We start from the raw sequence: 22,673 nt of genomic DNA, 5'->3' as shown, positions 1-22,673 counted from the left end.
TGGCGGGGGTCGACCTGCGGCGACTGGTCATTATCACAGGCCGTTCCCGACAGCCCGGGGCAGCCTACCCGGCGCGCCTGGCCGCCTCGCTAGACTCGGCCCCTGGTCAATCCAGAGAGTTGTTGCCATGCCTCCCCGCCTTTCCGTCGTCATCCCCGCGTTCAACAACGCCGACTTCCTCGCCGAGACGGTGCGCTCCGTGCTCGACCAGGCGTACGACGACTTCGAGCTCGTGATCGCCGACCACGGGTCGACCGACAGCACCTGGGAGATCGTGCAGCAGTGGGCCGACGACGACCGCGTGACCCTGCTCCGGACCCCGGCGGGAGGGGGCGCGCACGCCAACTGGAAGCGCGTCACCGACGCGGCGAGCGGCGAGTACCTCCGCCTCGTGCCCGGTGACGACCTGCTCTACCCCGACACGCTGCGCCGACACGTCGAGGCGCTCGACGCGCACCCGGAGGCCACGGTCGCCTCCTCTCCCCGCTCGCTCGTCGACGCGGCGTCGAAGACCGTCATCGCCCGACGGGGCCGGACCTGGTCGACGACGGTCGTCCCCGGCACCGAGGCCGTCCGCGCCTCCGTCCGGGCCGGCACGAACGTGTTCGGCGAGCCCTTCTGCGTGACGCTCCGCCGCGCCCCCTTCGTGGCGGCCGGGGGCTGGGACGCGGAGTTCCCCTACCTGATCGACCAAGCCAGCTACTGCCGCGCCCTGCTCGTCGGCGACCTCGTCGCCGTCCCCGAGCTCGCCGGCGGGTTCCGGCTCAGCACGACCCAGTGGAGCGTCGCCCTGGCCGCCGAGCAGTCGCGTCAGGCGCGCGGCTTCCACGCCCGGCTGCACGAGACCCGGCCCGACGTCGTGAGCGCCGCGGACCGGCGGCTCGGCGACCTGCGGGCGCGGGTCGTCGCCCAGACGCGACGCCTCGCGTACGTCGTCCTCAAGCGACGGATGACCGCGGCGGCGGCGGGCACCGGACGATGAGGGCCCGAGGAGCGCGCAGGGCACCGGAGCAGGACCCCACGTCGACCACCGACCCGCGGCCCGTGGTCGCGGCCTCCGCGCTGTCCGACCAGGACCGCCGCGGGCCGACCTGGCCGGCGTACCTCGCGAGCGTCGTGCTCACCGCGCTCGCCACGACCTTCGTCCTCAAGCTGTGGCGGGCCGACTGGCACGTGCCGTTCTTCTACTCGGGCGACGCCCTCGCCGTGGCCGCCCACTTCAAGACGCTCCTCGAGACGGGCTGGTACGAGTCCCAGCCCCTGCTCGGGGCCCCGGCCGGGCAGGTGTACCACGACTTCCCGACGGCGGACAACCTGAACTTCGCCGCCGGCTCGGTGCTCGGGGCGCTCCTCGGCGACTGGGCCGTCGCGATGAACGTCTACTACGTCGTCGGCTTCCTGCTCTGCGCCGTCGGCGGTCTCTTCTTCCTGCTGCGGGTCGGGGTCTCCCGGCCGGTGGGCGTCGCGCTGTCCGTCCTGTTCGCGCTGGCGCCGTACCACTTCGTGCGCAACGAGAACCACCTCTGGCTCTCGTCCTACTTCTTCCTTCCGATCGCCCTCTGGGTCGTCTGGCTCGTGGCGACGGGCCGGCCCGTGTGGCTCGCCCGGGCCGGTGCCCGGAACCGCCTCCTCGGCGCCCTGACGGGCCGGGGCGCCGGCGTGGCCGTGGGCCTCGCCCTCGCCGCGGCCAGCTCGACCTACTACGCCTTCTTCGCCGTCGTCCTCCTGGCGGTGGCCGGGGTCGCCGCGCTCTGGCGCCACCGCTCGGTGCGCCGGTTCGTCGGCGCCGTCGCGGCCGGCGGCGTCCTGGCGGCGTCGGCGGTCGCGAACATGCTGCCCGACACGCTCTACGCGTGGCAGAACGGCGAGAGCAACGGCGGCCTGACGAGGTCGCCGGTCGAGACCGAGTACTACGCGTTCAAGCTGACGCAGCTGCTGCTCCCCATCCCGGGGCACCGCGTCGACGCCTTCGCCGAGCTGCGGCAGTTCTACGACCGCTGGTACCCGTTCCCGTCCGAGACCCCCGTGCTCGGGGCCGTCGCGGCCACGGGCTTCGTCGCCCTGCTGGTGCTCGGGCTCGTCGCCCTGTTCGGCCGGCGCCGGGCCGACGCGTCGACGGACGCCGTCGACGTCGACCGGTTCCGCACCCTCCGCGCCCTCTCGGCCCTGAGCATCCTCGCCTTCCTCTTCGGCACCCTCGGCGGCGTCTCGAGCCTCCTGTCGTTCCTCACCAGCGACCTCCGCGGCTGGAACCGGCTCTCCATCGTCATCGCGCTGTTCGGCCTCGCCGCGGTCGGCCTGCTCGTCGACCTGGTCGTGCGCCGGGCGGCGACGCGCCTCCCGTCGCGGGCGCGCCTCCTGCCGGTCGCGGCCAGCGCGCTGGTCGCGGTCGTCCTGCTCGGCGGGGGCGTCTACGACCAGACGAACGGCGGCGCCGTGCCGACGTACGAGGCCAACGACGCCTCCTTCAGCTCCGACCAGGCCTTCTTCGCCTCCGTGGAGCAGACCGTGGGGGCCGGGGCCGACGTCCTGCAGCTCCCCTACGTCGACTTCCCCGAGGCCAGCACCCCGAACGGCCTCAGCTACACGGAGTTCCTCAAGCCCTACCTGCACACCCAGGACGTGCACTGGTCTGCGGGCGGCATCAAGGGCCGCGCGACGAGCGAGTGGGTCCAGTCGCTGGAGGAGTACGACGGAGCCTCCGTCGCCGACCAGCTGGCCGTCGTGGGCTTCTCGGCCGTGCTCGTCGACACCACCGGCTACGCCGACCAGGGCGACGAGGTCACGGCCTCGCTCACGCCGTCCCTCGGCGCCCCCGTGGCGGAGTCCGACGGCGGGCGCTGGGCGCTGTACACGGTGCCCACCGACCTCCGGGACGCCGCGGCCGCGCTGCCCGCGGCCGAGCGCGAGCGTCTCGTGACGCTGATCACGGACCCGCCGATCGCCCGCCCGGGCAACACCGACGTCGCCAGCGGCGGTGACGACACCGTGAACAGCGTCGTCCTGCAGAACGACCGCGAGGTCACCGTGCCCGCGACCCTCGACATCGACCTCCAGGCCCTCGTGTCCGGCGTCACGAGCGTCGTCGTCGAGGGCCCCGGCGTCCCCCGGCGGGTCGTGGCGGTCGTCGACGGCGTCGCCCGGGTCTCGATCGACCTGACGGTCCGGCCCGGGGTGACCACGCTCGACGTGGCGGGCTCCGCCGACGGCGGCTCGACGACGCTCGGCCAGGCCGGGGCCGTCGGCTACACGTCGATCGCGCTGCTCCAGCCGACCGTCGAGAGCCTGGACCTCACCCCGTGACGGGCACCGCGCCTCCCCCTCGGCGACCGGAGGGCGTGAACGCCCCTGTGGTAAAGTCCGGACCCGTGCCGAGCCTCTCTGACGACCTGGGAACACCGCACCGGATCTCGGTCGTGATCCCCGTCTACCAGGGGGAGAAGACCCTCCCCGCGCTCATCGCCGAGATCAGCGGCCTCGCCTCCGAGAGGCTCACGCCGGCGGGGCACCCGCGCGAGATCACCGAGATCCTGCTCGTGCACGACAACGGGCCCGACGGCTCCGACCGCGTGATCCGGGAGCTCGAGCAGTCGAACGACCTCGTGCGCGGGGTCTGGCTCAGCCGCAACTTCGGGCAGCACGCCGCGACTCTCGCCGGCATGGCCTCGACCGGCGGCGACTGGGTCGCCACCATCGACGAGGACGGCCAGCACGACCCGGCCTACCTCGACTCGATGCTCGACACGGCGATGGCCGAGCAGGCGGCGCTCGTCTACGCGCGGCCCACCAACGCCGCGCCGCACGGCGTGGTCCGCAACGCCGCGTCGAAGGGCGCCAAGGCCGTCCTCCGCGCGGTGTTCGGCGACGGCGACGCCTCGCTCTTCCAGAGCTACCGGCTCATCCTGGGCGACGTCGCCCGGAGCGTCTCCGCCTACGCGGGCTCCGGGGTCTACCTCGACGTGGCGATCAGCTGGGTGACCCGCCGCGTCACGACGAGCCCCGTCGAGCTGCGCGACGAGGGCGACCGCACCAGCGGCTACTCGATGCGCAAGCTCCTCTCGCACTTCTGGCGCATGGTGCTGACGGCCGGCACGCGCGGGCTCCGCGTGGTCAGCGTGCTCGGCGTCGTGCTGGCGGCCCTGGGCCTGCTCTTCGCGCTCTACGTGGTCGTCTCGACGCTGGCGGGGCGCGAGCTCGAGGCCGGCTGGTCGTCCACCATCGTGGTCGTCCTGCTCTCGTCGGGGGCGATCCTGTTCTCGCTGGGCATCGTCGCCGAGTACATCGGCGTCGCGGTCAACATGGCCATGGGGCGCCCGTCGTACCTGATCGTCAGCGACCCGGGCCGGGGTCCGCTCGGCCGCCGCGGGCGGACCCGGGCGTGATCGGCCAGGCCTGCGCGTGACGCCCGACGCCGACTCCTCGGCCGTACCGCACCGCTGGTTCGTCGTGGGCGCGGGCGGGCTGCTCGGCGGGGCCGTCTCGGCCCTGCTCGCGCGCCGGCCGGGGGGCGAGGTCGTCCGCGCCGTCGTGCCGTGGAGCGACGAGGACGCCTCGGTCGCCGCCCTGACGGAGCAGCTCCGCCCCGTCCTCGACCGCGGCGCCCGGTGGTCGCTCGTGTGGTGCGCGGGGGCCGGGGTGGTCGCGAGCGGGCCCGACGCCCTCGACCGGGAGCGGCGCGTCATCGAGCGCGTCCTCGCGTCGTCGGCCGCCTTCCTGGACGAGGAGGCGGCGGCCCGGGGCACGGCGTTCGTCGCGTCCTCCGCGGGCGGCGTCTACGCCGGCTCCTCCGGTGCTCCCTTCGACGAGGGCACCGAGCCCCGACCGCTCGCGCCCTACGGGTGGAGCAAGCTCGGCGTCGAGGAGCTCTTCCGCTCCTGGGCGGGCCAGACGGGGGTGCCCGTGGTCGTCGGCCGCTTCGCGAACATCTACGGGCCCGGGCAGGACCTCGCCAAGGCCCAGGGGCTCGTCTCGCAGCTGTGCCTGGCGCACCTGCAGGGCCGGCCCTCGTCCATCTACGTGCCGGTCGACACGATCCGCGACTACCTCTTCGTCGACGACGCCGCGGCCCTCACGGTCGCGGCCCTCGACCGGGCGGGCAGCCTCCCGCCGGGGAGCGTCGTGACGAAGATCATGGCCAGCGGCCTGGGCGTCACGATCGGCGCGCTGATCGCGGAGCTGCAGCGGGTCGTCAAGCGCCGGCCGCGCATCGTCTGGGGCAGCCACGCCTCGTCGTCGCGCCAGGCCCTCGACCTGCGCTTCCGGTCGCTCGTCTGGCCCGAGCTCGACCGGCGGTCGCTCACCCCCATCGCCGCCGGCATCCATCGGACGCTGCTGTCGCTCCACCAGGGCGGGAGGCCCCGATGACCACCACCGCGCCTCCCCCGCTCCCCGGCGGCGCCGCCGTCTCCCTGCCGGTGACGGCCTCTCCGACCGTGTCGGTCGTCGTCCTCTCCTGGCGGCTCGGCGCTGAGCTGCTGACCTGCCTCGCGGCCCTCGCCGACCAGGTCGGCGCTCCGCCCTTCGAGGTCGTCCTCGTCCAGAACGGCGCCTCCCCGGCGGCCCGGGCCGCGGCCTCCCAGGTCACGGGCGCGGTCGTCGTCGACCTGCCGGAGAACGCGGGCTTCGGCGGAGGCTGCGCGGCCGGGGCGGCCCGCGCGCGGGGCACCTCGCTCGTCTTCCTCAACGACGACGCCGTGGTCGACCGGGGCTGGCTCGCCGCCCTCGCGGCCCGCGCCCAAGCCCCCGACCGGCCCGTCGCGGTCGGCAGCCTGCTCCTCGACACGGACGGCCGGGTGCAGGAGGCCGGCAGCCGGGTGCTGTCGAGCGCCGGCACCCTGCAGCTCGGCCGCGGGGCGAGCCTCGACGAGGCGAGGGCGGCCGGCCTCCTCGAGTCGCGGCCGGTCGACTACTGCTCCGCCGCCGCCCTCTGGGTCGAGCGCTCGGCGTTCGACCTCGTCGGGGGCTTCGACGAGCTCTTCACCCCGGCCTACTTCGAGGACGTCGACCTGCAGTTCCGGCTCCGGCTGCGCCTCGGGAGGGACGTCGTCGTCGAGCCGTCGGCCGTGGCCCACCACGCGTCCGGCGCCTCCACCGGCTCCGACCCGCTCTACCGCGAGTTCCTCGGGCTCCGCAACGGCCGGGCCTTCAGCGCCCGCTGGGCGGCCACGCTCGCGGACGCCCCCGAGGCCGACGCGCCGCTCGCCGAGCTCTGCACCGTGCGGGAGCCGCTCCTCACGAACCCCTCGACCGACGACGCCGCGGCCGGCGCCACGGGGGTCGGCGGCCCGCACCCCGCGGTCGCGGGCGACTACGTCCGCTGGCTCTCCGGCGAGGTGTCGCGTCTGCGAGCCGATCTCGCCGCCGCCGCCGAGCGCGTCGCGGGCCTCGACGCCCTCCGCGCGGACCACGCGGACCTGCAGGCCGTGCACCACGAGACGCTCCAGACGAGCCACGGGATGATGCTGCACATCCAGCACCTCGAGTCCGAGACGATGCTCGACCACCTCAAGGACGCCATCCGCCACCGAGACCGCGACAAGGACCGCCCGAGCTGAGCGGGTCGGGCCGTGGCGGAACGGCCCCGGCCGGGCCGCCCCGCCGCGGTCGTCAGGCTCCCGCGACCCCGTCGCGCGCCGGGACCACGTCGACCTCCGGGACGGAGGACCCGGCGGACGGGCCGTCGACCAGGGTCCACAGGCGGGCCGCGTAGTCGTCCCAGGTCGGCCGCGGCATGCCCGCCGTGAGCGCGACGAGCTCCTCGCGCAGCTCGTCGTCGACCAGCAGGCGCCCCATGGCGTGAGCGATGTCGGCGGGGGCGTGCGGGTCGACGACGAGTGCGCCGTGACCCTCGCCGAGCTCGCGCATGCTGCCGAAGTCGCTGGTGACGACGGGCACGCCGCTGACGAGCGACTCGACCACGGGCAGGCCGAAGCCCTCGTTCACGCTGCAGAACACGCTGAAGCGGGCCATCCGGTACAGGCTCCAGACGACGTCGTCGCCGACGCCGGAGAGCATCTGCACCGAGCGGCCCTTGCGCCGGAGGGTCCGCACCATGTGCTGGAACTCGCCGTCGCCCCACGCGTTGCCGCCGACCAGGACGAGGGTGAACTCGTGCCCGGCACGCCAGTTCAGCTCGGCCGCGGTCAGGAGCGCGAGGTGGTTCTTGCGGGGCTCGTGGCTGCCGACGGAGAGGACGACGGGCGTGTCGACGAGGCCGAGCTCGGCCCGGACGCGGTCGACCGTCTCGTCGTCGACGCTCCCGACCTCGGCCGGCAGCGACACGGTCTCGATCCGCGGCGGGGCGAGGCCGGCGCCGGGCAGCATCGCCGCCCAGCCCGAGTACTCGGTGCGCGCGGCGCTCGAGATGGGGGCGACGACGTCGAAGTGCCCGAGGGTCGCGAGGTACTCGGAGAAGGCGCCGGGCATGCCCGGGCCGCTCGTCTCGGCCGTCGTGACCGGGATGCAGTCGTAGCCGATGGCGACCGATCGCGACGTCCCGAAGCGCACGACGGAGCGGACGCTGGCCGTCCGCTCCGCCGCGACCGTGATCTCGGGCAGGACGAAGGTCGCGTCGAACGGGATGACGACGGTGCCGGCGGCCACGGGCACGGTTGCCACCGAGTCGTCGAGGAGCACCCGCCCGGTCTCCTCCGCGGTGAGGGCCCCGAGCTGGCGCCCGGTGACGTCCCACGCGGCGAGGACGACGTCGTGCCCACGGCCCCACCGGGTGACGGTCTCGCGCGCGACGCGCTGGATGCCGGTCGTGAACCGGCTCCGGCTCGTGTCGGTGACGTCCATGATCACGCCGTCGACGATGACGAAGGGCCGGGGCCGGCGCGGGGCCCTGCCCCGCCGGTACTCCGCGGTGAGCGGCGCGGAGAGCCCGTCGACCCGCCAGCGCCGGGTGAACTCGACGACGCGGGCCGTCGAGGGGACGCCCCGGTCGAGCAGCGCGAGGACGAGGTACGACAGACGGTCGCTCGCCTCGCCGAGGTCACGGTCGAGGGCGTCGATGAGCTCGGGCCCCGAGAGGCGCTCCCAGTCGACCGGGGCCGAGGAGGCGCGGCGACCGGCCGCCCGGAGGGCCTCGTCGTGCGCCGGGCGCGCCGTGGTGGCCCGGGATGCCGTGAGGAAGCTCATGCGGTGACCGCCGTCCAGATCTCGTCGGCGTACGAACGCCAGGTCTTGGGGTGCTGGCCGGCGATCTCGCCCAGGAGCTCCCGGTGACGGTCGTCGTCGGTGAGCATGGTGCGCATGGCGTCCACGACGGCCGTGTCGTCGCGGGGGTCGACCTGCAGGCAGCCCCCCTCGCGGGCGATCTCGTCGAGGCTGCCGAAGTCGCTCGTCACGACCGGCACCCCGAGCGCGAGGGACTCCGCCACCGGCAGCCCGAACCCCTCGTGCAGCGAGACGAAGACGGAGAAGCGGGCCGTGCCGAAGAGGGCCCAGAGCTCGTCGTCGCCGAGTCGGCGGTGCGACTCCACCTGCATGCCGGCCGCCGACAGCTTGGCCACGCGGCGGTCGAAGTGCAGGGTCGCCGTCCGGCTCCCGCCGCCCACGAAGACGATCCGGAAGCGGTGCCCCTCGCGGTGCAGGAGCTCGGCCGCGAAGAGGGTGGCGTCCTGGTTCTTGCGGGGCTCGTGGCTGCCGACGCAGAGCACGACGGGGTCGGCGCCCGGCACGGGCGACACGGCGGCGGCCGCCGCGCGGGCCGCGGGCGACACCTCGGTCGCGAGGGTGACGTCGACGACCTCGGGGCCGGTCAGGCCCTGGCTGGGCAGCGCCGCGACGAGACCGCGGAACTCGTCGGCCGCCGAGACGCTGATGCCGTAGACGCGGCGGGCGTGCTTGACGATGGTCAGGTAGTGGGCGAAGCGCTCGGACTCGGCGTTGGGCACGGTGTCGGCGCTGACGAGGGGGATCGCGTCGTAGCCGATGAGGTCGACGTCGGTGCCCGACCAGCGGGCGATCGACGTGAGCGTGTCGCAGACGTGGAAGGCCGGCACCTCGGCGACGAGGAGCGCCGTCCGCCACGGGACGAGGACGTGCTCGCGACGCAGCTCGGCGTCGGTGAGGGACGGGTCGTCGCTCTTCTCGAAGCGCCGGTCGCCCCAGTGCAGGACACGGTCGCGCTGGGTCTCGGTGAGGTCGCGGTAGCCCGTGCTGTCCTGGTTCCAGGCGACGAGACGGTGCTCGTCGGCCCGGTCGGCCCACTCGGGGACCATGTGCCGGACGACGCGCTGGATGCCGGTGTTGTGCTCGTACCGGGCACAGAAGTCGACGTCGACGAGGACCTCGTCGGTCACGAGCTCGAGGGTGCGGAACCCGGAGTGGATGCGCGCCTGGACGTCCATGGTGCGCTCCAGGACGACGAGCATCGCCGTGGCGGGGGTCGCGAGGAGGAGCGCTCGGCGCAGGGCGGCCAGGTCGGTGGTGGACGGGAAGGTCGCGGTCACCCCGACGAACAGGAGCCAGGCTGCGGAGGCGTCGCCGCTCGCGTGCACGGAGCGCGCGAGGCGGTCGAGGGCCTCGGACGGGGTCAGGCCGTCGACGTCGACGCCGAGGGCGGGGGCCACCACGGCGAGACGGGCGCCGAGGGCGGCACGGAGCGCGCCGATCTCGTCGGCGACGAGCTCCGCGGCCGGGGTGCGCCCCGTCATCGGCGGCCCAGGCGACGCGCGACCTCGACGGCCACCAGGCGGCCCGTGGGCACGACGCCGATCTCGCCGGCACGGCGGGAGAGGGTCCGCACCGCCCGGAGGGGGCGGGTGACGCGCCACGAGACGGTCTGCTGGATGCCGCGCAGGGCGTCGGTCACGCTCGACGTCACGGTGAGCCAGTCGTCGAGCACGGCTTCGCGCAGCTCTTCGAGGTCTCTCTCGGCGGTCGACTTCTCTTGGTCCATGGTCCGTTCTCCGTCTCGGCACACCAGACCGACCTCGTGGTGTGCCCCGGGAAGGAGCTGGAGCGACAGACCGGCGTGGCCCTGTCGGGCTGAGTGCGCGGTTAGCCTATCGTGTTGACACGAGGGGCGGAGCAGGGTCTACCCCGGAATGAGCGGGACATGAAGAGAGCCTCCGTCATCACGTGGAGCGCCGTCGCGGGGATCGTGGTCGTGGGCGGGATCGTCGCCTGGGCGGCCCTCGTCGTCGGCGACGACGGCCCCACGGCCGCCCCCTCGACGCCCGCCGCGAGCGGCGCCCCCACGACCGAGCCCTCCCCGGGGGCCAGCACGACGCCCCCGGCGACGGCCGAGCCCTCCGGCCCCGCGTCCGCCTCCGGGCCCGCGGCGCCCGGCGCGACGACGACGCCCGCCCCGGCCCCGCCCGCCGACCCGGCCTCGGTCGCTCCGCTGGTGACCTTCGACCAGTGGACCGCCTCCACCCGGACCCTCGCCGTGGGCGCGACCGTCCCCGGGGTGGTGGAGACGGGCGGCACCTGCACCCTCTCGGCCACCGACGGCTCGACCACGGTCGAGGGGTCCTTCGCCGCGCTCCCCTCCGCCAGCAGCACCGACTGCGGCTCCATGTCGCTGCAGAGCGACTCCTTCTCTCCCGGGCAGTGGACGGTGAGCGTCACGTACGTGTCCGCCACGTCCGCCGGCTCCGTCGACGACTACGAGGTCACCATCCCATGAGACGCCCCTCCCGACTCCTCGCCCTGACCACCGCCGTGGCCGCCGCGGCGGCCCTCCTCGTCGGCGTCGCCGTCGCGCCCGCCGCCCCGGCCTCCGCCGCCGCCGACGCCAGCCGGTTCGACGCGGGCAACATCATCTCCGACGACACGTTCTTCAACGCCGCGGCGATGACGCCCGAGAGCGTGCAGTCGTTCCTCAACAGCCAGGTGGTCACCTGTCGGGGAGCGAACGGGCAGCCCTGCCTCAAGGACTACTCGCAGGCGACGACGGGCCGGCCCGCCGACGCCTACTGCGCCGCGATCGACGGCCGGGCGTCCGAGAGCGCCGCCTCGATCATCTGGCGCGTGGGCCAGGTCTGCGGCATCAACCCGCAGGTGCTGCTCGTCATGCTCCAGAAGGAGCAGGGCCTCGTCCAGTCGGTGAGCCCGACGGCGACCGCCTACAAGATCGCGATGGGCTACGGCTGCCCCGACACCGCCCCCTGCGACACCGCCTACTACGGCTTCTTCAACCAGGTCTGGAACGCCGCCCACCAGTTCCAGCGCTACACCAAGACGAGCTCGTCCTGGAGCTACCAGCCCGGCCGGAACAACAACGTCTACTACCACCCCAACGCGGCGTGCGGCACCAAGAGCGTCTACATCCAGAACCAGGCGACGGCGAACCTCTACCTCTACACGCCCTACACGCCGAACCCCGCGGCCCTCGCGAGCGGCTACGGCACGGGCGACTCGTGCAGCGCGTACGGCAACAGGAACTTCTACCTCTACTTCACCGACTGGTTCGGTGCGCCGTCCAACTGGCTGCAGTCCGCCTCCTTCGAGGGCGGGTCCGTGTCGGGCTGGGGCTGGAGCAACGGCGCCATCAACCGCGCCGCGGTCGCCTCCCCGTCGGCCAGCCACTCCGGCAACTACTTCCTGGCGATGAACACCGCGGTCACGGGCCGGGCGATCACGCAGGACGTCTCCCGCTCGACCCGCGTCGGCGAACAGGCGACCGCGAACGTCTGGCTGCGGTCGGGCACCTCGGCCCCGTACTCGGGGCAGGTCGTGCTCTGGGGCCTCGGCGGGAGCCAGGAGGTGGCCATCAAGGACTTCACCGTCGGGCCCACCTGGACGAAGGTCACGGTCAAGCTCCCGGTGCGGTCCTCGGCGCACTCCACGATCCGGCTCGACGTTTACATGGGCTCGAACACCGGCGACCTGTGGATGGACGACGCCGAGATGACCTTCGGCGCAGCGCCCCGCCCGCAGAACGAGCTCGCCAACCCCTCGTTCGAGTCGTCCTTCGCGAACTGGGTGCCGGGCAACGGCTTCGTCAACCAGCAGATCTTCCGCGACCCCGGCTCGAGCGTCGACGGCTCCTGGTTCGCCGCCTCCAACACGCCTGTCTCCGGCCGGAGCTTCGCCCAGACCGTGGGCGTCCCCGCCACCGGTGAGAACCAGCGGTACACCTTCTCGGTCTGGCTGCGCTCTGACAGCGCCACGGTGCCCTTCAGCGGCACCCTCGCCCTCTGGGGCCTCGGCGGCCGCTCCCCCGTGGTGCAGCAGACGCCGTTCACCGTCGGCTCGACCTGGCAGGAGGTGCGCGTGACGACCGACACCCTGGCGACGGCGTCCACCCAGCTCAAGGCCGAGGTCTACATGGGGAGCACGAACGCCACCCTCTGGCTCGACGACGCGCGGCTGAGCGACAACCTGCTGACCTCGGGGTCGTTCGAGGGCGGCCGGTCGACCGGCTGGACCCGGGGCACGCCGTCCATGAACCTCGCGGTCTACGGCCGGGCGCAGCTGCCGCCCCAGGACGGCGACTTCCTCGCCGCGACCAACACCTCCGTCGCGTCCTCGCTGTCGCAGACGGTGTCCGTCAAGCCCCTGGCCGGTGAGACGTACACGGCCGAGCTCTGGGTGCGCTCCGGCGGGCCGACGCCGTTCCGCGGGCGTCTCGCCCTGTGGGCGCTGGGCGGCGCGACCGAGGCGGGCAGCACCTCCTTCACGACCACGGGAGAGTGGACCCGGGTCGCGTTCGAGGTGCCGATCACCCACGACGACCACACCCAGCTGAAGTTCGAGATCTACGAGGACTCCACCGACTCGACCCTCCTGATCGACGGCGCCCAGGTCTACTGACCGACGGCGTGCCTCCGATCCCTCCCGGCCCCACGGATATGATGTCGTGTCGGCCGAATCAACCGTTAGGAACCTGAATTGACCAAGCGCGCCCTCATCACCGGAGTCACGGGACAGGACGGCATGTACCTCAGCCGCCTCCTCCTCTCGAAGGGATACGAGGTCTACGGACTCGTCCGCGGACAGAACAACCCCAAGATCCCCGTGATCAACGAGTGGGCGCCCGAGGTCAAGATCCTCACCGGTGACCTCCTCGACCAGTCCAGCCTGCTCCGCGCCCTCAACAGCGCGAAGCCCGACGAGGTCTACAACCTCGGCGCCATCTCCTTCGTGGCCTACTCGTGGGAGAACGCGCAGCTGACCAGCCAGGTCACCGGCCTCGGCGTCCTGAACATCCTCGAGGCGATCCGCCTCTACGCGGGCGACGACATCGGCAAGGTGCGCTTCTACCAGGCCTCCAGCTCGGAGATGTTCGGCCGCGTGCAGGAGGTCCCCCAGAAGGAGACCACGCTCCTCTGGCCGCGCTCGCCCTACGGCGTCGCCAAGGTCTTCGGCCACTACATGACGATCAACTACCGCGAGTCGTACGGCATGCACGCCTCGTCGGGCGTCCTGTTCAACCACGAGTCGCCGCTGCGCGGACCGGAGTTCGTGACGCGCAAGATCAGCGTCGCCGTCGCGCGCATCGCGCTCGGCCTCCAGGACCAGCTCAGCCTCGGCAACCTCGACGCCAAGCGCGACTGGGGCTTCGCGGGCGACTACGTCGAGGCCATGTGGCGCATGCTGCAGCAGGACGAGGCCGACGACTACGTCATCTCGACCGGCGAGACCTACTCGGTGCGCCAGTACCTCGACATCGCCTTCAACCACGTCGGCATCGCCGACTGGGAGAAGCACGTCTTCCAGGACCCGCAGTTCTTCCGCCCCGCGGAGGTCGACCTCCTGATCGGCGACTCGACCAAGGCCCGCGAGACCCTGGGCTGGAAGCCCGCGGTCAGCTTCGAGGAGCTCGTCACGATGATGGTCGACGCCGACATGGCCCGCGAGAAGTCCGCGCAGGGCAAGTAGGGCATGCTCCGCGTCCTCGTCACCGGCATCGCCGGCCAGACCGGCAGCTACCTCGCCGAGAACCTCGTGGCCGCGGGCCACGAGGTGCACGGCGTCGTCCGTGACGGGGGCGCGGAGGCCCCCACGACCGCCGGCGCGCTGCCGGGCGAGGCGGTGCTCCACGTCGGCGACCTGACCGACCACGCCGGCACGCGGGCGCTCGTCCTCGACGTCCGGCCCGACGTCGTCGTGAACCTCGCCGCGATCAGCAGCGTGGCCGCCTCGTGGCGTGACCCGCTCGAGACCTCCCTGCTCAACGGCACGGCCGTGGCGGCCCTGATCGCCGCCGTCGCCGAGCTGTCGGCGTCGGGGCACGAGGCCGCGTTCGTGCAGGCGTCGAGCGCCGAGATCTTCGGGCAGCCACCGGTCTCGCCGCAGGACGAGCGCACGCCCGTCGCGCCCATCAACCCCTACGGCGCCGCCAAGGCCTACGCGCACCACCTGGTCGGCGCCTACCGGGCCTCGGGGCTCCGCGCGTCGAGCGTGGTCCTCTACAACCACGAGTCTCCCCGCCGCCCCGAGCAGTTCGTCACGCGCAAGATCACCGCCGCGGCGGCCCGCATCGCCCGCGGCGAGCAGGACGAGCTCGTGCTCGGCGACCTCGACGTGCGCCGCGACTGGGGCTGGGCCCCCGACTACGCGGACGCCCTGGCGCGCGTGGCCACCTCCGACCGGGCCGACGACTACGTCGTCGCGACCGGCACCGCGCACAGCATCCGCGACTTCGTGGCGGCGGCGTTCGCCCGGGTCGGCATCGACGACACCACGGGGCTGGTCCGCAGCGACGCCGAGTTCGTGCGCCCCGCCGACGCGACGGAGCTCCGCGGCGACGCCTCGAAGATCCGGGCGGAGCTCGGCTGGAGCACGACGAAGTCCTTCACCGAGATCGTCGACGCCATGGTGGACGCCGATCGGTGAGCCGAGCAGCCGCGTCACGCCCCGCCGACGCCCTCCTCGGAGCCCCGTGAGCGTCACGGTGCTCCTCGACGCGACCAGCGTCCCGGCCGACTCCGGCGGGGTCGGCCGGTACCTCCGTGAGCTCGTGCCCGTCCTCGCCCGGCACGAGGGCGTCGACCTGCACGTCGCCTGCCAGCGCCGGGACGTCGGGTGGCTGCGGGAGGGCTCGCCCGCCGCGGTGCTCCACCCCGTCCCCGAGCGCACCACCTCCGTGCCGCTCCGGCTCCTGTGGGAGCAGCTCGGCCTGCCCCGTCTCGCCCGTGCCGTCGGCGCCGACGTGGTCCACTCCCCCCACTACACGATGCCCCTCCTCACCCGCCGGCCGCGCGTGGTGACCCTCCACGACGCGACGTTCTTCTCCCACCCCGAGCTGCACGGCCGCCTGAAGGGCCCCTTCTTCCGTGCCTGGATCCGTCTCGCCGCCCGCCGCGCGGACCGCTGCGTGGCCCCGAGCCGAGCCACGGCCGACGAGGTGGAGCGCTGGGCGGGGCCCCCGCGGGCGCCGCTCGTGGTCTCCCTGCACGGCGTCGACACGACCCGCTACTCCCCGAGCGCCCGGGGCGAGGAGGCCACCGCCCGTGCCGCCCTCGGCCTGGGCGACGAGCCCTACGTGGCCTTCGTCGGCACCATCGAGCCCCGCAAGAACGTCGGCCCGCTGCTCGACGCCGTGACCGCCCTCGCGGCCCGTCGGCCCGACCTCCGCCCCCGGCTCGTGCTCGCCGGCGGCCGCGGCTGGGACGACGAGACGGTCGCCCGGCTCGAGGCCGCCTCCCCCTCCGACCCGTGGCGCTGGCTCGGCTACGTCGACGAGGGCCTCCTGCCCGCCTTCCTCGCGTCGTCGGCCCTCGTCGCCTACCCGAGCGTGGGCGAGGGGTTCGGGCTGCCCATCCTGGAGGCCCTGGCCAGCGGCGTGCCCGTGGTCACCACGGACCGCCTCGCCGCCCCCGAGGTCGGCGGCGACGTCGCCGTCTACAGCGAGCCCGACGCCGGGTCGCTCGAGCTCGCCCTCGAGGCGCTCCTCGACGACGAGCCGCGACGTCGCGAGCTGGGGCGTCGTGGGCGGGAGCGCGCACTGTCGTTCACCTGGCGACGCACCGGCGACGAGCACGTCGGCGCCTACCTGGCCGCGACGGGGGGCCGCTCGTGACCGACGTCCTGTGCATCACCGTGACCTACTCCCCCGGCCCCACCCTGGAGTCCTTCGTCGACTCCCTCGTGCCGAACGGCTTCCCGCCCGCGCGCGTGGTCGTGGTCGACAACGGGTCGACCGACGGAGCCCCGGAGGCGGTGGCCGAGTCCCGCAGGTCGGTGACGCTCGTCCGGTCCCCCGGCAACGTCGGGTACGGCCGTGCCGTCAACCTCGGGGCGCAGCAGGCCGGGCCGGACGAGCAGTGGCTGCTGGTCTGCAACCCGGACACGCTGGCGACGCCGGACACCCTCGCGCGCCTCCTCGAGGCTGCCCGCCGCGCCCCCCGCGCCGGTGCCCTCGGGCCCCGGGTGCTCGACCCGGACGGCTCGGTGTACCCGTCCGCGCGGGCCCTGCCGTCGATCCGCACCGGGATCGGCCACGCCCTGCTGTCGGGCGTGTGGCCGTCGAACCCCTGGACGCGGCGCTACCAGCAGCGCGACGTCTCGGCCTCGGAGACCGCGGCCGAGGTCGGCTGGCTCTCCGGCGCGTTCCTGCTGCTCCGCCGCGAGGCCTTCGAGGAGATCGGCGGGTTCGACGACGACTTCTTCATGTACTTCGAGGACGTCGACCTGGGGCGCCGCCTCGCCGAGGCCGGCTGGTCGAACCTGTTCGTGCCCGACGCCGTCGTGACGCACGTCGGCGGCGAGAGCACGGCCCGGGCCGCCGACGCCATGGTCACGGCGCACCACCGGTCGGCGCACCTCTACATCGCCAAGACGCACCCCGGCGCCGTGTGGCGGCCCGTGGTCTGGGCCCTCGGCGTCGGCCTCCGCCTGCGCTCGCGCGCGACGGTGGCCCTGGCGCGACGCCACGGCTGACGGCCGGGCGTCAGCGCCCGGAGCGGTCAGCTCCCGAGCGGCCAGCGCCCGAGCTGTCAGTGCCCGGAGTCGTCAACGCCCGGAGTAGTCGGCGCCCGTGGTGAGGGCCGATCGCGGGATCGAGAGCGAGCTCAGCACGTTGTAGAACGCGGCGGCGTTGAGGTTCTTGTACTGCACGCCGATGGACTGCATGGCGTAGACCATGTCCATCGTGGTCATGTGCCGCAGCGACCGCACTCCGACCATGCAGATGTAGCCGCCGCCGACCTCGGCGAGGGTGTCCGTGCAGCGGATGATGAGCATGTGGTGATCCGTTCCTGTAGCGGGGAGGGGCGTCGCGTCAGCGACGGAAGTAGTCGGCGTCCGGGGTGAGCGCGGAGCGCGGGATGCCCATGGAGTTGATGACGTCGTAGAAGCGCCCACGGTCGAGTTCGTAGTACGGGGTGCCGATCACGCGCATGCTGTTGATCATGTCGAGGCTCGACAGGTGCCTCAGGCTGTGCAGGCCGACGAGGGCCGTGTACCCCGCCTGCTGCTCGTCGAGGCCCTGCGTGGTGCGGATGATGACGACGTCGGGGTCGCGCTCCACGTCGAGCGGGATGTCGCCGACGTAGTTGCCGACGTAGTCGAAGTGCCAGGGCTCGGGCCGGCTGAAGGTGTTGCCCGTCGGGCTCCACCCGTAGGCGGGGGCGTTGGCGTCCATCCAGCGCTTGGCGGCGGAGCCGGACGAGGCCACCCCGGCGCCGAAGTCGCAGGAGATGCCCCAGCCGTGGTTCGACGTGCCCGGGTACGCGGCGAGGTTGCCCTTGCCCGCCTGGTAGAGGTTCCAGTACTCGACCTGCCGTGCGTAGCTCCGGTAGCCCTCCGTGATGGCCAGCGGGGTCCCGATCGCGTTGGAGAAGGCCAGGCTGAGCGCGAGGTACTGGCGAGCAGCGTCGGTGCGGAGGTAGCCCGACCCCGCCACGCTCGCCACGACGGGCGTCAGGGCCCCCGAGGGGATGTTGCCGTTGGAGTGGCCGCCCCACGCCGTCGTCTGGGCCGCGGCGAGGGCCTGGGCCACGCTCTGGACGGAGGCGCCGGTCTCGCCGAGGGACGACACGGCGGAGGCGCGGTGCGCGTCGAGCGAGACGGCCGTCCCGGCCGCGACGGCGGTGGCGGCGGCGTAGGAGAGGAGCCTCCGCCGGTCGAGCCCGGAGCGGGGCTCGAGCGGAGCGGCGTCGGCAGCAGAGCGATCCATGATCTCTCCAACCTCCCACGGCGCCCGGGACACCACCACCCCCCGAGAGGGCGTCGGCAGAACGGAGGACTAGCCGAGCAGGCCCAGCAGGTACTCCCCGTAGCCGCTCTTGACGAGCGGGGCGGCGAGCGCCCGGAGCTGGTCGTCGTCGATCCAGCCCCGACGCCACGCGATCTCCTCGACGCAGCCGATCTTGAAGCCCTGACGCTGCTCGATGACGCGCACGTACTCGGAGGCCTGCATCATCGACTCGTGGGTGCCGGTGTCGAGCCACGCCGTGCCCCGGTCGAGGACCTGCACCTGCAGCTTGCCGGCCGTGAGGAACGCCTCGTTGACGGTGGTGATCTCGAGCTCGCCACGAGCGCTCGGCTCGATCGACTTCGCGACCTCGACGACGGAGTTGTCGTAGAAGTAGAGGCCGGGCACCGCGTAGTTGCTCTTGGGGTGCTCGGGCTTCTCCTCGATGGAGCGCGCGGTGAAGGTGTCGTCGAAGTCGACGACGCCGTAGGCCCGCGGGTTGGCGACGTGGTAGGCGAAGATGACCCCGCCGTCCGGGTCGGTGTTCGCCCGCAGGTTCGAGCCGAGGCCCACCCCGTGGAAGATGTTGTCGCCGAGCACGAGCGCGACCTTCTCGTCGCCGATGAACTCCTCGCCGATGACGAAGGCCTGGGCCAGGCCGTCGGGCGACGGCTGGACGGCGTAGGTCAGCTCGATGCCGAGGTCGGAGCCGTCGCCGAGCAGCCTCCGGAACTGGGGCGCGTCGTCCGGGGTCGTGATGATGAGGATCTCGCGGATGCCCGCGGAGAGCAGCGTCGACAAGGGGTAGTAGACCATCGGCTTGTCGTAGATCGGCATCAGCTGCTTCGAGATGCCCTTGGTGATGGGGTAGAGACGTGTGCCGGACCCGCCGGCCAAGATGATTCCGCGCATGCCTGCCTAGTTCGCAGCTCGGAGCTGCTGGTAGAGGTCCTGGCACTCCTGCCACGTCGGCAGGAGCCCCTGGGACTCGGCCTCGGCCAGGGTGGGGGCCGAGGTGTCCTTCGGCGAGAGGAGGATCTCGCCGATGTCGGTGGGGAACGTGAGCCCGATGTCGGGGTCGAGGACGCTGAGGCCCTTCTCACGCTCCGGGTTGAAGGTCTCGGTGACGAGGTAGTTGACCGTCGCGCCCTCGGTGAGGGCGACGATGGCGTGGCCGAGGCCCTCGGAGAGGTAGACGGCACGACGGTCGACGTCGTCGATGAGCACGGAGTCCCACTGGCCGAAGGTCGGCGACCCGACGCGGATGTCGACGACGAAGTCGATGAAGGCGCCCTTGGGTGCCGAGACGTACTTCGCCTGGCTGGGCGGCACGAGCGCGTAGTGGACGCCCCGGGCGACGCCGCGGGCCGACACCGAGGTGTTGACCTGCTTCAGCGCGAGCGGGTGGCCCACGGTCTCCTGCACGCGATCGAACCGGTACTGCTCGAAGAACACGCCACGGTCGTCGCCGTGCTGTGTCGGGACGAACTCCCAGGCGCCGGGCACGGTCAACTCACGGATCTGCACGTCGGGAGTCTAGCAACGGACGCCTTGTAGGCTGGGACCGTGAAAATCCTCGTCACCGGCGGCGCCGGCTTCATCGGATCCAATTTCGTGCGTCGCACCCTGGAGGACGCGTACCCGGGCCTCGAGGGCGCGGAGGTCGTCGTGCTCGACGCCCTGACCTACTCGGGCAACCTCGAGAACCTCGCCAGCGTGGCCGACTCCCCCCGGTACCGCTTCGTGCAGGGCGACATCCGCGACGGCGCGCTCCTCGACACGCTCTTCCCCGAGGTCGACGCCGTCGTCCACTTCGCGGCCGAGTCGCACGTCGACCGGTCCGTCCGCGACGCCTCGATCTTCGTCGAGACGAACGTCCTCGGCACGCAGCAGCTGCTCGACGCGGCGCTCCGCAACGACCTCGCGCGCTTCGTCCACGTCTCCACCGACGAGGTCTACGGCTCCATCGCCGAGGGCTCGTGGGCGGAGGACCGCCCCCTCGAGCCGAACTCGCCGTACTCGGCGTCGAAGGCCGGCAGCGACCTGCTCGCGCGCAGCTACCACCGCACCCACGGCCTGAACGTCTCGATCACCCGCTGCAGCAACAACTACGGCCCGTACCACTTCCCCGAGAAGGTCATCCCGCTCTTCGTCACCAACCTCATCGACGACCGCCACGTGCCCCTCTACGGCGAGGGGAACAACATCCGCGACTGGCTGCACGTCGACGACCACACCCGCGGCATCGCGATGGTCCTGGTGGACGGCCGCCCGGGCGAGATCTACAACATCGGCGGCGGGACGGAGCTCACGAACAAGGAGCTCACCGAGATGCTGCTCGAGGCCACCGGCAAGGACTGGTCGTACGTCGACCGCGTCCAGGACCGCCTCGGCCACGACCTGCGCTACTCGGTCGACATCTCGAAGATCCGCGCCGAGCTCGGCTACGAGCCGCAGGTGCCGTTCGCCCAGGGCCTCGCCGAGGTCGTGCAGTGGTACCGCGACAACCGCCAGTGGTGGGAGCCCCTGAAGGAGCGCGCGGCCCTCTGATGACGACGCCCCAGCACGCCAAGTACCTCGTCACCGGCGCCCGCGGCATGCTGGGCTCCGACCTGGTCGAGGCCCTCTTCGGCCGCGACGTCACCCTCCTCGGGCGCTCCGAGCTCGACGTCACCGACCGCGACGCCGTGTTCGCCGCCGTGGAGGGCCACGACGTCGTGGTGAACGCCGCGGCCTGGACCGCCGTCGACGCGGCCGAGACCGACGAGGAGGCGGCGCTGGCGGTGAACGGGACGGCCGTGGGCCTCCTCGGCGAGGCGACCGCCGCCTCCGGCGCGAAGCTGGTCACGGTGTCGACCGACTACGTCTTCGCCGGCGACGCCGTCGCTCCCTACGCCGAGGACGCCCCCTACGCTCCGCTCAACGCCTACGGCCGCACCAAGGCCGTCGGTGAGCGGGCCGCCCTGGCGGCCAACCCGCGGGGCACCTACGTCGTCCGCACGGCCTGGCTGTACGGGCGGCACGGCGCGAACTTCCCGCGCACGATGCTCGGCCTCGCGGCCACGCGCGACACCTTCTCGGTCGTCGCCGACCAGGTCGGGCAGCCCACCTGGACCCTCGACCTCGCGCACCGGATCGTCGCCCTCGTCGACGCCGACGCCCCCGCCGGCGTCTACCACGGCACGGCCTCGGGGCAGGCGAGCTGGTTCGAGTTCGCGCAGGAGACCCTGCGGCTCGCGGGGCTCGACCCCGAGCGCGTGCTGCCGACCGACAGCTCGAGCTTCGTGCGCCCGGCGCCCCGACCCGCCTACAGCGTGCTCGGCCACGACGCGTGGCGCCGAGCCGGCCTCGAGCCGATGCGCGACTGGCGCGAGGCCCTGGCCGAGGCCAGCGCCACCGGCGTCCTCACCGAGCCGGCGGGAGGACGATGACCACGCTGCGGGTCGTCGTCGACCAGATCCTCGCCCCCGTCCCCGGCGGCGTCGGTCGTTACACGAGCGAGCTCACCCGGGCCCTCGTCGCGACCGCGCCCCGCGGGTGCGAGGTCGAGGGCGTCGTCGCGGCCCATCCCCAGGACGACTACGACCGGCTCACCGACCTCGTCCCCGGGCTCGCCCGCCTGACGAAGTCGCCGCTCGGCCGCCGGGAGCTCTCCCTCGCCTGGCAGGCCGGGGTCCTCGGCCTCCCCGGCCGGGGCATGGTCCACGCGACCAGCCTGCTGGCTCCCCTCGGTCGACACGACCGCGACCTCTCCCCCGGCGACCAGACCGTGGTGACCCTGCACGACACCGTGCCGTGGACGCACCCCGAGACGCTGACCCCCCGCGGGGTGCGCTGGCACCGGGCGATGACCAAGCGCGCCTTCCGGTACGCCGACGCCGTCGTCGTGCCCACGCACGCCGTCGCGGCCGACCTGGCCGAGCTCTTCCCCTTCGGCGACCGGATCCGGGTCGTCGGGGGCGCGGTGAGCGACGACCTGAGGGTCCCCGCCGACGCGGACGCCCTGGCCGACGCGCTCGACCTCCCCGAGCGCTACGTGCTGAGCGTCGGGACGCTGGAGCCCCGGAAGGGCCTGCGGCCCCTGATCGAGTCGCTCGCCCACCCCGACGCGCCCGACCTGCCCCTCCTCGTCGTCGGCCCGGACGGCTGGGGCGACGTCCGCGTCGCCGACATCGCGGCCGAGGCCGGGCTCGCGCCGGACCGCGTCCGCACGCTGGGCTTCGTGTCGGACGCCCAGCTGGCCGTCCTGCTGCAGCGGGCCTCGGTGTTCGTCTTCCCGAGCCTCGCGGAGGGCTTCGGCCTCCCCGTCGTCGAGGCGCTCAGCCTCGGCACGCCCACGATCGTCTCCGACGCCCCGGCCCTCGTCGAGGTCGCGGACGAAGCGGCCGTCGTGGTGCCGCGCGCCGACGCCGAGGGCTACCCGGCCCGGCTGGCGCAGGCGATCTTCCAGGTCGTCACCGACCTCGAGCTCTCCTCGCGGCTCGGCATCGCGGGGCTCGACCGCGCGCGCGCCTTCAGCTGGCGGGACTCGGCCGACAAGGTCTGGCAGCTGCACGCCGACCTGTAGCGCCGACGCACCGGC

At 73.2% G+C, this 22,673-nt stretch carries 21 protein-coding genes; 14 read left to right on the top strand and 7 right to left on the bottom strand.

The genetic code is table 11. The features are described 5' to 3' along the window. Window positions 1-127: 127 nt before the first annotated feature. The 5 genes from JOE43_RS08215 (at window position 128) to JOE43_RS08195 (ending at window position 6,554) form a co-directional block, all read left to right on the top strand. Window positions 128-982, top strand: a complete 855-nt coding sequence (locus tag JOE43_RS08215; RefSeq protein ID WP_209516887.1) for a glycosyltransferase family 2 protein — start codon at window positions 128-130, stop codon at window positions 980-982. A 62-nt stretch (window positions 983-1,044) separates the two neighbouring features. After that, window positions 1,045-3,303: a hypothetical protein gene (locus tag JOE43_RS08210; protein WP_209516884.1), complete on the top strand. Its 2,259-nt coding sequence runs from the start codon at window positions 1,045-1,047 to the stop codon at window positions 3,301-3,303. Window positions 3,304-3,368: 65 nt separating this feature from the next. Beyond that, complete coding sequence (locus JOE43_RS08205) at window positions 3,369-4,382, top strand: glycosyltransferase (RefSeq protein ID WP_307803291.1); 1,014 nt, start codon at window positions 3,369-3,371, stop codon at window positions 4,380-4,382. Window positions 4,383-4,398: 16 nt separating this feature from the next. Continuing rightward, window positions 4,399-5,364, top strand: a complete 966-nt coding sequence (locus tag JOE43_RS08200; protein WP_209516876.1) for an NAD-dependent epimerase/dehydratase family protein — start codon at window positions 4,399-4,401, stop codon at window positions 5,362-5,364. Further along, window positions 5,361-6,554 carry a glycosyltransferase family 2 protein gene (locus JOE43_RS08195; protein ID WP_209516874.1) on the top strand — a complete coding sequence of 398 codons (1,194 nt, stop codon included), beginning with the start codon at window positions 5,361-5,363 and terminating at the stop codon, window positions 6,552-6,554. Before JOE43_RS08200 ends, JOE43_RS08195 begins: the two co-directional genes overlap by 4 nt. Window positions 6,555-6,606: 52 nt before the next feature. On the opposite strand, the gene JOE43_RS08190 is transcribed toward JOE43_RS08195, so the two are convergent. Genes JOE43_RS08190 through JOE43_RS08180 form a run of 3 tightly spaced genes read right to left on the bottom strand, consistent with a single transcriptional unit; the run spans window position 6,607 to window position 9,904 of the window. Beyond that, a complete protein-coding gene (locus tag JOE43_RS08190) occupies window positions 6,607-8,139 on the bottom strand; it encodes a glycosyltransferase family 1 protein (protein ID WP_209516870.1) in 1,533 nt (510 codons plus the stop codon). After that, window positions 8,136-9,659: a glycosyltransferase gene (locus tag JOE43_RS08185; protein WP_209516867.1), complete on the bottom strand. Its 1,524-nt coding sequence runs from the start codon at window positions 9,657-9,659 to the stop codon at window positions 8,136-8,138. The genes JOE43_RS08190 and JOE43_RS08185 overlap by 4 nt, the downstream gene beginning before the upstream one ends. Next, complete coding sequence (locus JOE43_RS08180; RefSeq protein ID WP_167258701.1) at window positions 9,656-9,904, bottom strand: hypothetical protein; 249 nt, start codon at window positions 9,902-9,904, stop codon at window positions 9,656-9,658. Before JOE43_RS08180 ends, JOE43_RS08185 begins: the two co-directional genes overlap by 4 nt. Before the next feature lie 159 nt (window positions 9,905-10,063). On the opposite strand from JOE43_RS08180, the gene JOE43_RS08175 reads away from it, so the two are divergent. The 6 genes from JOE43_RS08175 (at window position 10,064) to JOE43_RS08150 (ending at window position 16,836) form a co-directional block, all read left to right on the top strand. Then, window positions 10,064-10,636: a hypothetical protein gene (locus JOE43_RS08175; RefSeq protein WP_209516864.1), complete on the top strand. Its 573-nt coding sequence runs from the start codon at window positions 10,064-10,066 to the stop codon at window positions 10,634-10,636. Continuing rightward, a complete protein-coding gene (locus JOE43_RS08170; protein ID WP_209516861.1) occupies window positions 10,633-12,765 on the top strand; it encodes a carbohydrate binding domain-containing protein in 2,133 nt (710 codons plus the stop codon). The genes JOE43_RS08175 and JOE43_RS08170 overlap by 4 nt, the downstream gene beginning before the upstream one ends. A gap of 78 nt (window positions 12,766-12,843) precedes the next feature. Continuing rightward, window positions 12,844-13,833, top strand: a complete 990-nt coding sequence (locus JOE43_RS08165; RefSeq protein WP_209516858.1) for a GDP-mannose 4,6-dehydratase — start codon at window positions 12,844-12,846, stop codon at window positions 13,831-13,833. A 3-nt stretch (window positions 13,834-13,836) separates the two neighbouring features. Next, window positions 13,837-14,790, top strand: coding sequence for a GDP-mannose 4,6-dehydratase (locus JOE43_RS08160; protein WP_209516854.1), 954 nt, complete (start codon window positions 13,837-13,839; stop codon window positions 14,788-14,790). Between the two features lie 46 nt (window positions 14,791-14,836). Beyond that, on the top strand, window positions 14,837-15,976 hold the full coding sequence (locus tag JOE43_RS16175) for a glycosyltransferase family 1 protein (protein ID WP_209516851.1): 1,140 nt from the start codon (window positions 14,837-14,839) through the stop codon (window positions 15,974-15,976). Next, window positions 15,973-16,836 (top strand): glycosyltransferase family 2 protein, encoded by an 864-nt coding sequence (locus tag JOE43_RS08150; RefSeq protein WP_307803290.1) that lies wholly within the window; start codon window positions 15,973-15,975, stop codon window positions 16,834-16,836. Before JOE43_RS16175 ends, JOE43_RS08150 begins: the two co-directional genes overlap by 4 nt. Before the next feature lie 72 nt (window positions 16,837-16,908). Here JOE43_RS08150 and JOE43_RS08145 read toward each other — a convergent pair whose 3' ends face one another. The 4 genes from JOE43_RS08145 to JOE43_RS08130 all read right to left on the bottom strand — a co-directional run bounded on the left by JOE43_RS08145 (window position 16,909) and on the right by JOE43_RS08130 (window position 19,618). Next, entirely contained in the window at window positions 16,909-17,139 is a 231-nt protein-coding gene (locus tag JOE43_RS08145; RefSeq protein WP_167258687.1) for a hypothetical protein, read from the bottom strand. Between the two features lie 37 nt (window positions 17,140-17,176). Then, a complete protein-coding gene (locus tag JOE43_RS08140; protein ID WP_209516848.1) occupies window positions 17,177-18,073 on the bottom strand; it encodes a D-alanyl-D-alanine carboxypeptidase family protein in 897 nt (298 codons plus the stop codon). Between the two features lie 69 nt (window positions 18,074-18,142). Beyond that, window positions 18,143-19,003: a glucose-1-phosphate thymidylyltransferase RfbA gene (rfbA, locus tag JOE43_RS08135; RefSeq protein ID WP_167258683.1), complete on the bottom strand. Its 861-nt coding sequence runs from the start codon at window positions 19,001-19,003 to the stop codon at window positions 18,143-18,145. Between the two features lie 6 nt (window positions 19,004-19,009). Further along, window positions 19,010-19,618 (bottom strand): dTDP-4-dehydrorhamnose 3,5-epimerase family protein, encoded by a 609-nt coding sequence (locus JOE43_RS08130; protein WP_209516845.1) that lies wholly within the window; start codon window positions 19,616-19,618, stop codon window positions 19,010-19,012. Window positions 19,619-19,657: 39 nt separating this feature from the next. On the opposite strand from JOE43_RS08130, the gene rfbB reads away from it, so the two are divergent. The 3 genes from rfbB to JOE43_RS08115 are packed head-to-tail and all read left to right on the top strand — an operon-like array spanning window position 19,658 to window position 22,658. Beyond that, window positions 19,658-20,641: a dTDP-glucose 4,6-dehydratase gene (gene rfbB / locus JOE43_RS08125; protein WP_209516840.1), complete on the top strand. Its 984-nt coding sequence runs from the start codon at window positions 19,658-19,660 to the stop codon at window positions 20,639-20,641. After that, complete coding sequence (rfbD, locus tag JOE43_RS08120) at window positions 20,641-21,522, top strand: dTDP-4-dehydrorhamnose reductase (protein WP_209516837.1); 882 nt, start codon at window positions 20,641-20,643, stop codon at window positions 21,520-21,522. The genes rfbB and rfbD overlap by 1 nt, the downstream gene beginning before the upstream one ends. Next, entirely contained in the window at window positions 21,519-22,658 is a 1,140-nt protein-coding gene (locus JOE43_RS08115; RefSeq protein ID WP_209516833.1) for a glycosyltransferase family 1 protein, read from the top strand. The genes rfbD and JOE43_RS08115 overlap by 4 nt, the downstream gene beginning before the upstream one ends. Window positions 22,659-22,673 lie beyond the last annotated feature (15 nt).

The sequence above is a fragment of the Frigoribacterium sp. PvP121 genome, from assembly GCF_017833115.1.
GTDB lineage: Bacteria > Actinomycetota > Actinomycetes > Actinomycetales > Microbacteriaceae > Frigoribacterium > Frigoribacterium endophyticum.
The sequence above is the reverse complement of the archived record's forward strand: the minus strand, read 5'-3'. Positions and strand labels throughout refer to the sequence as shown.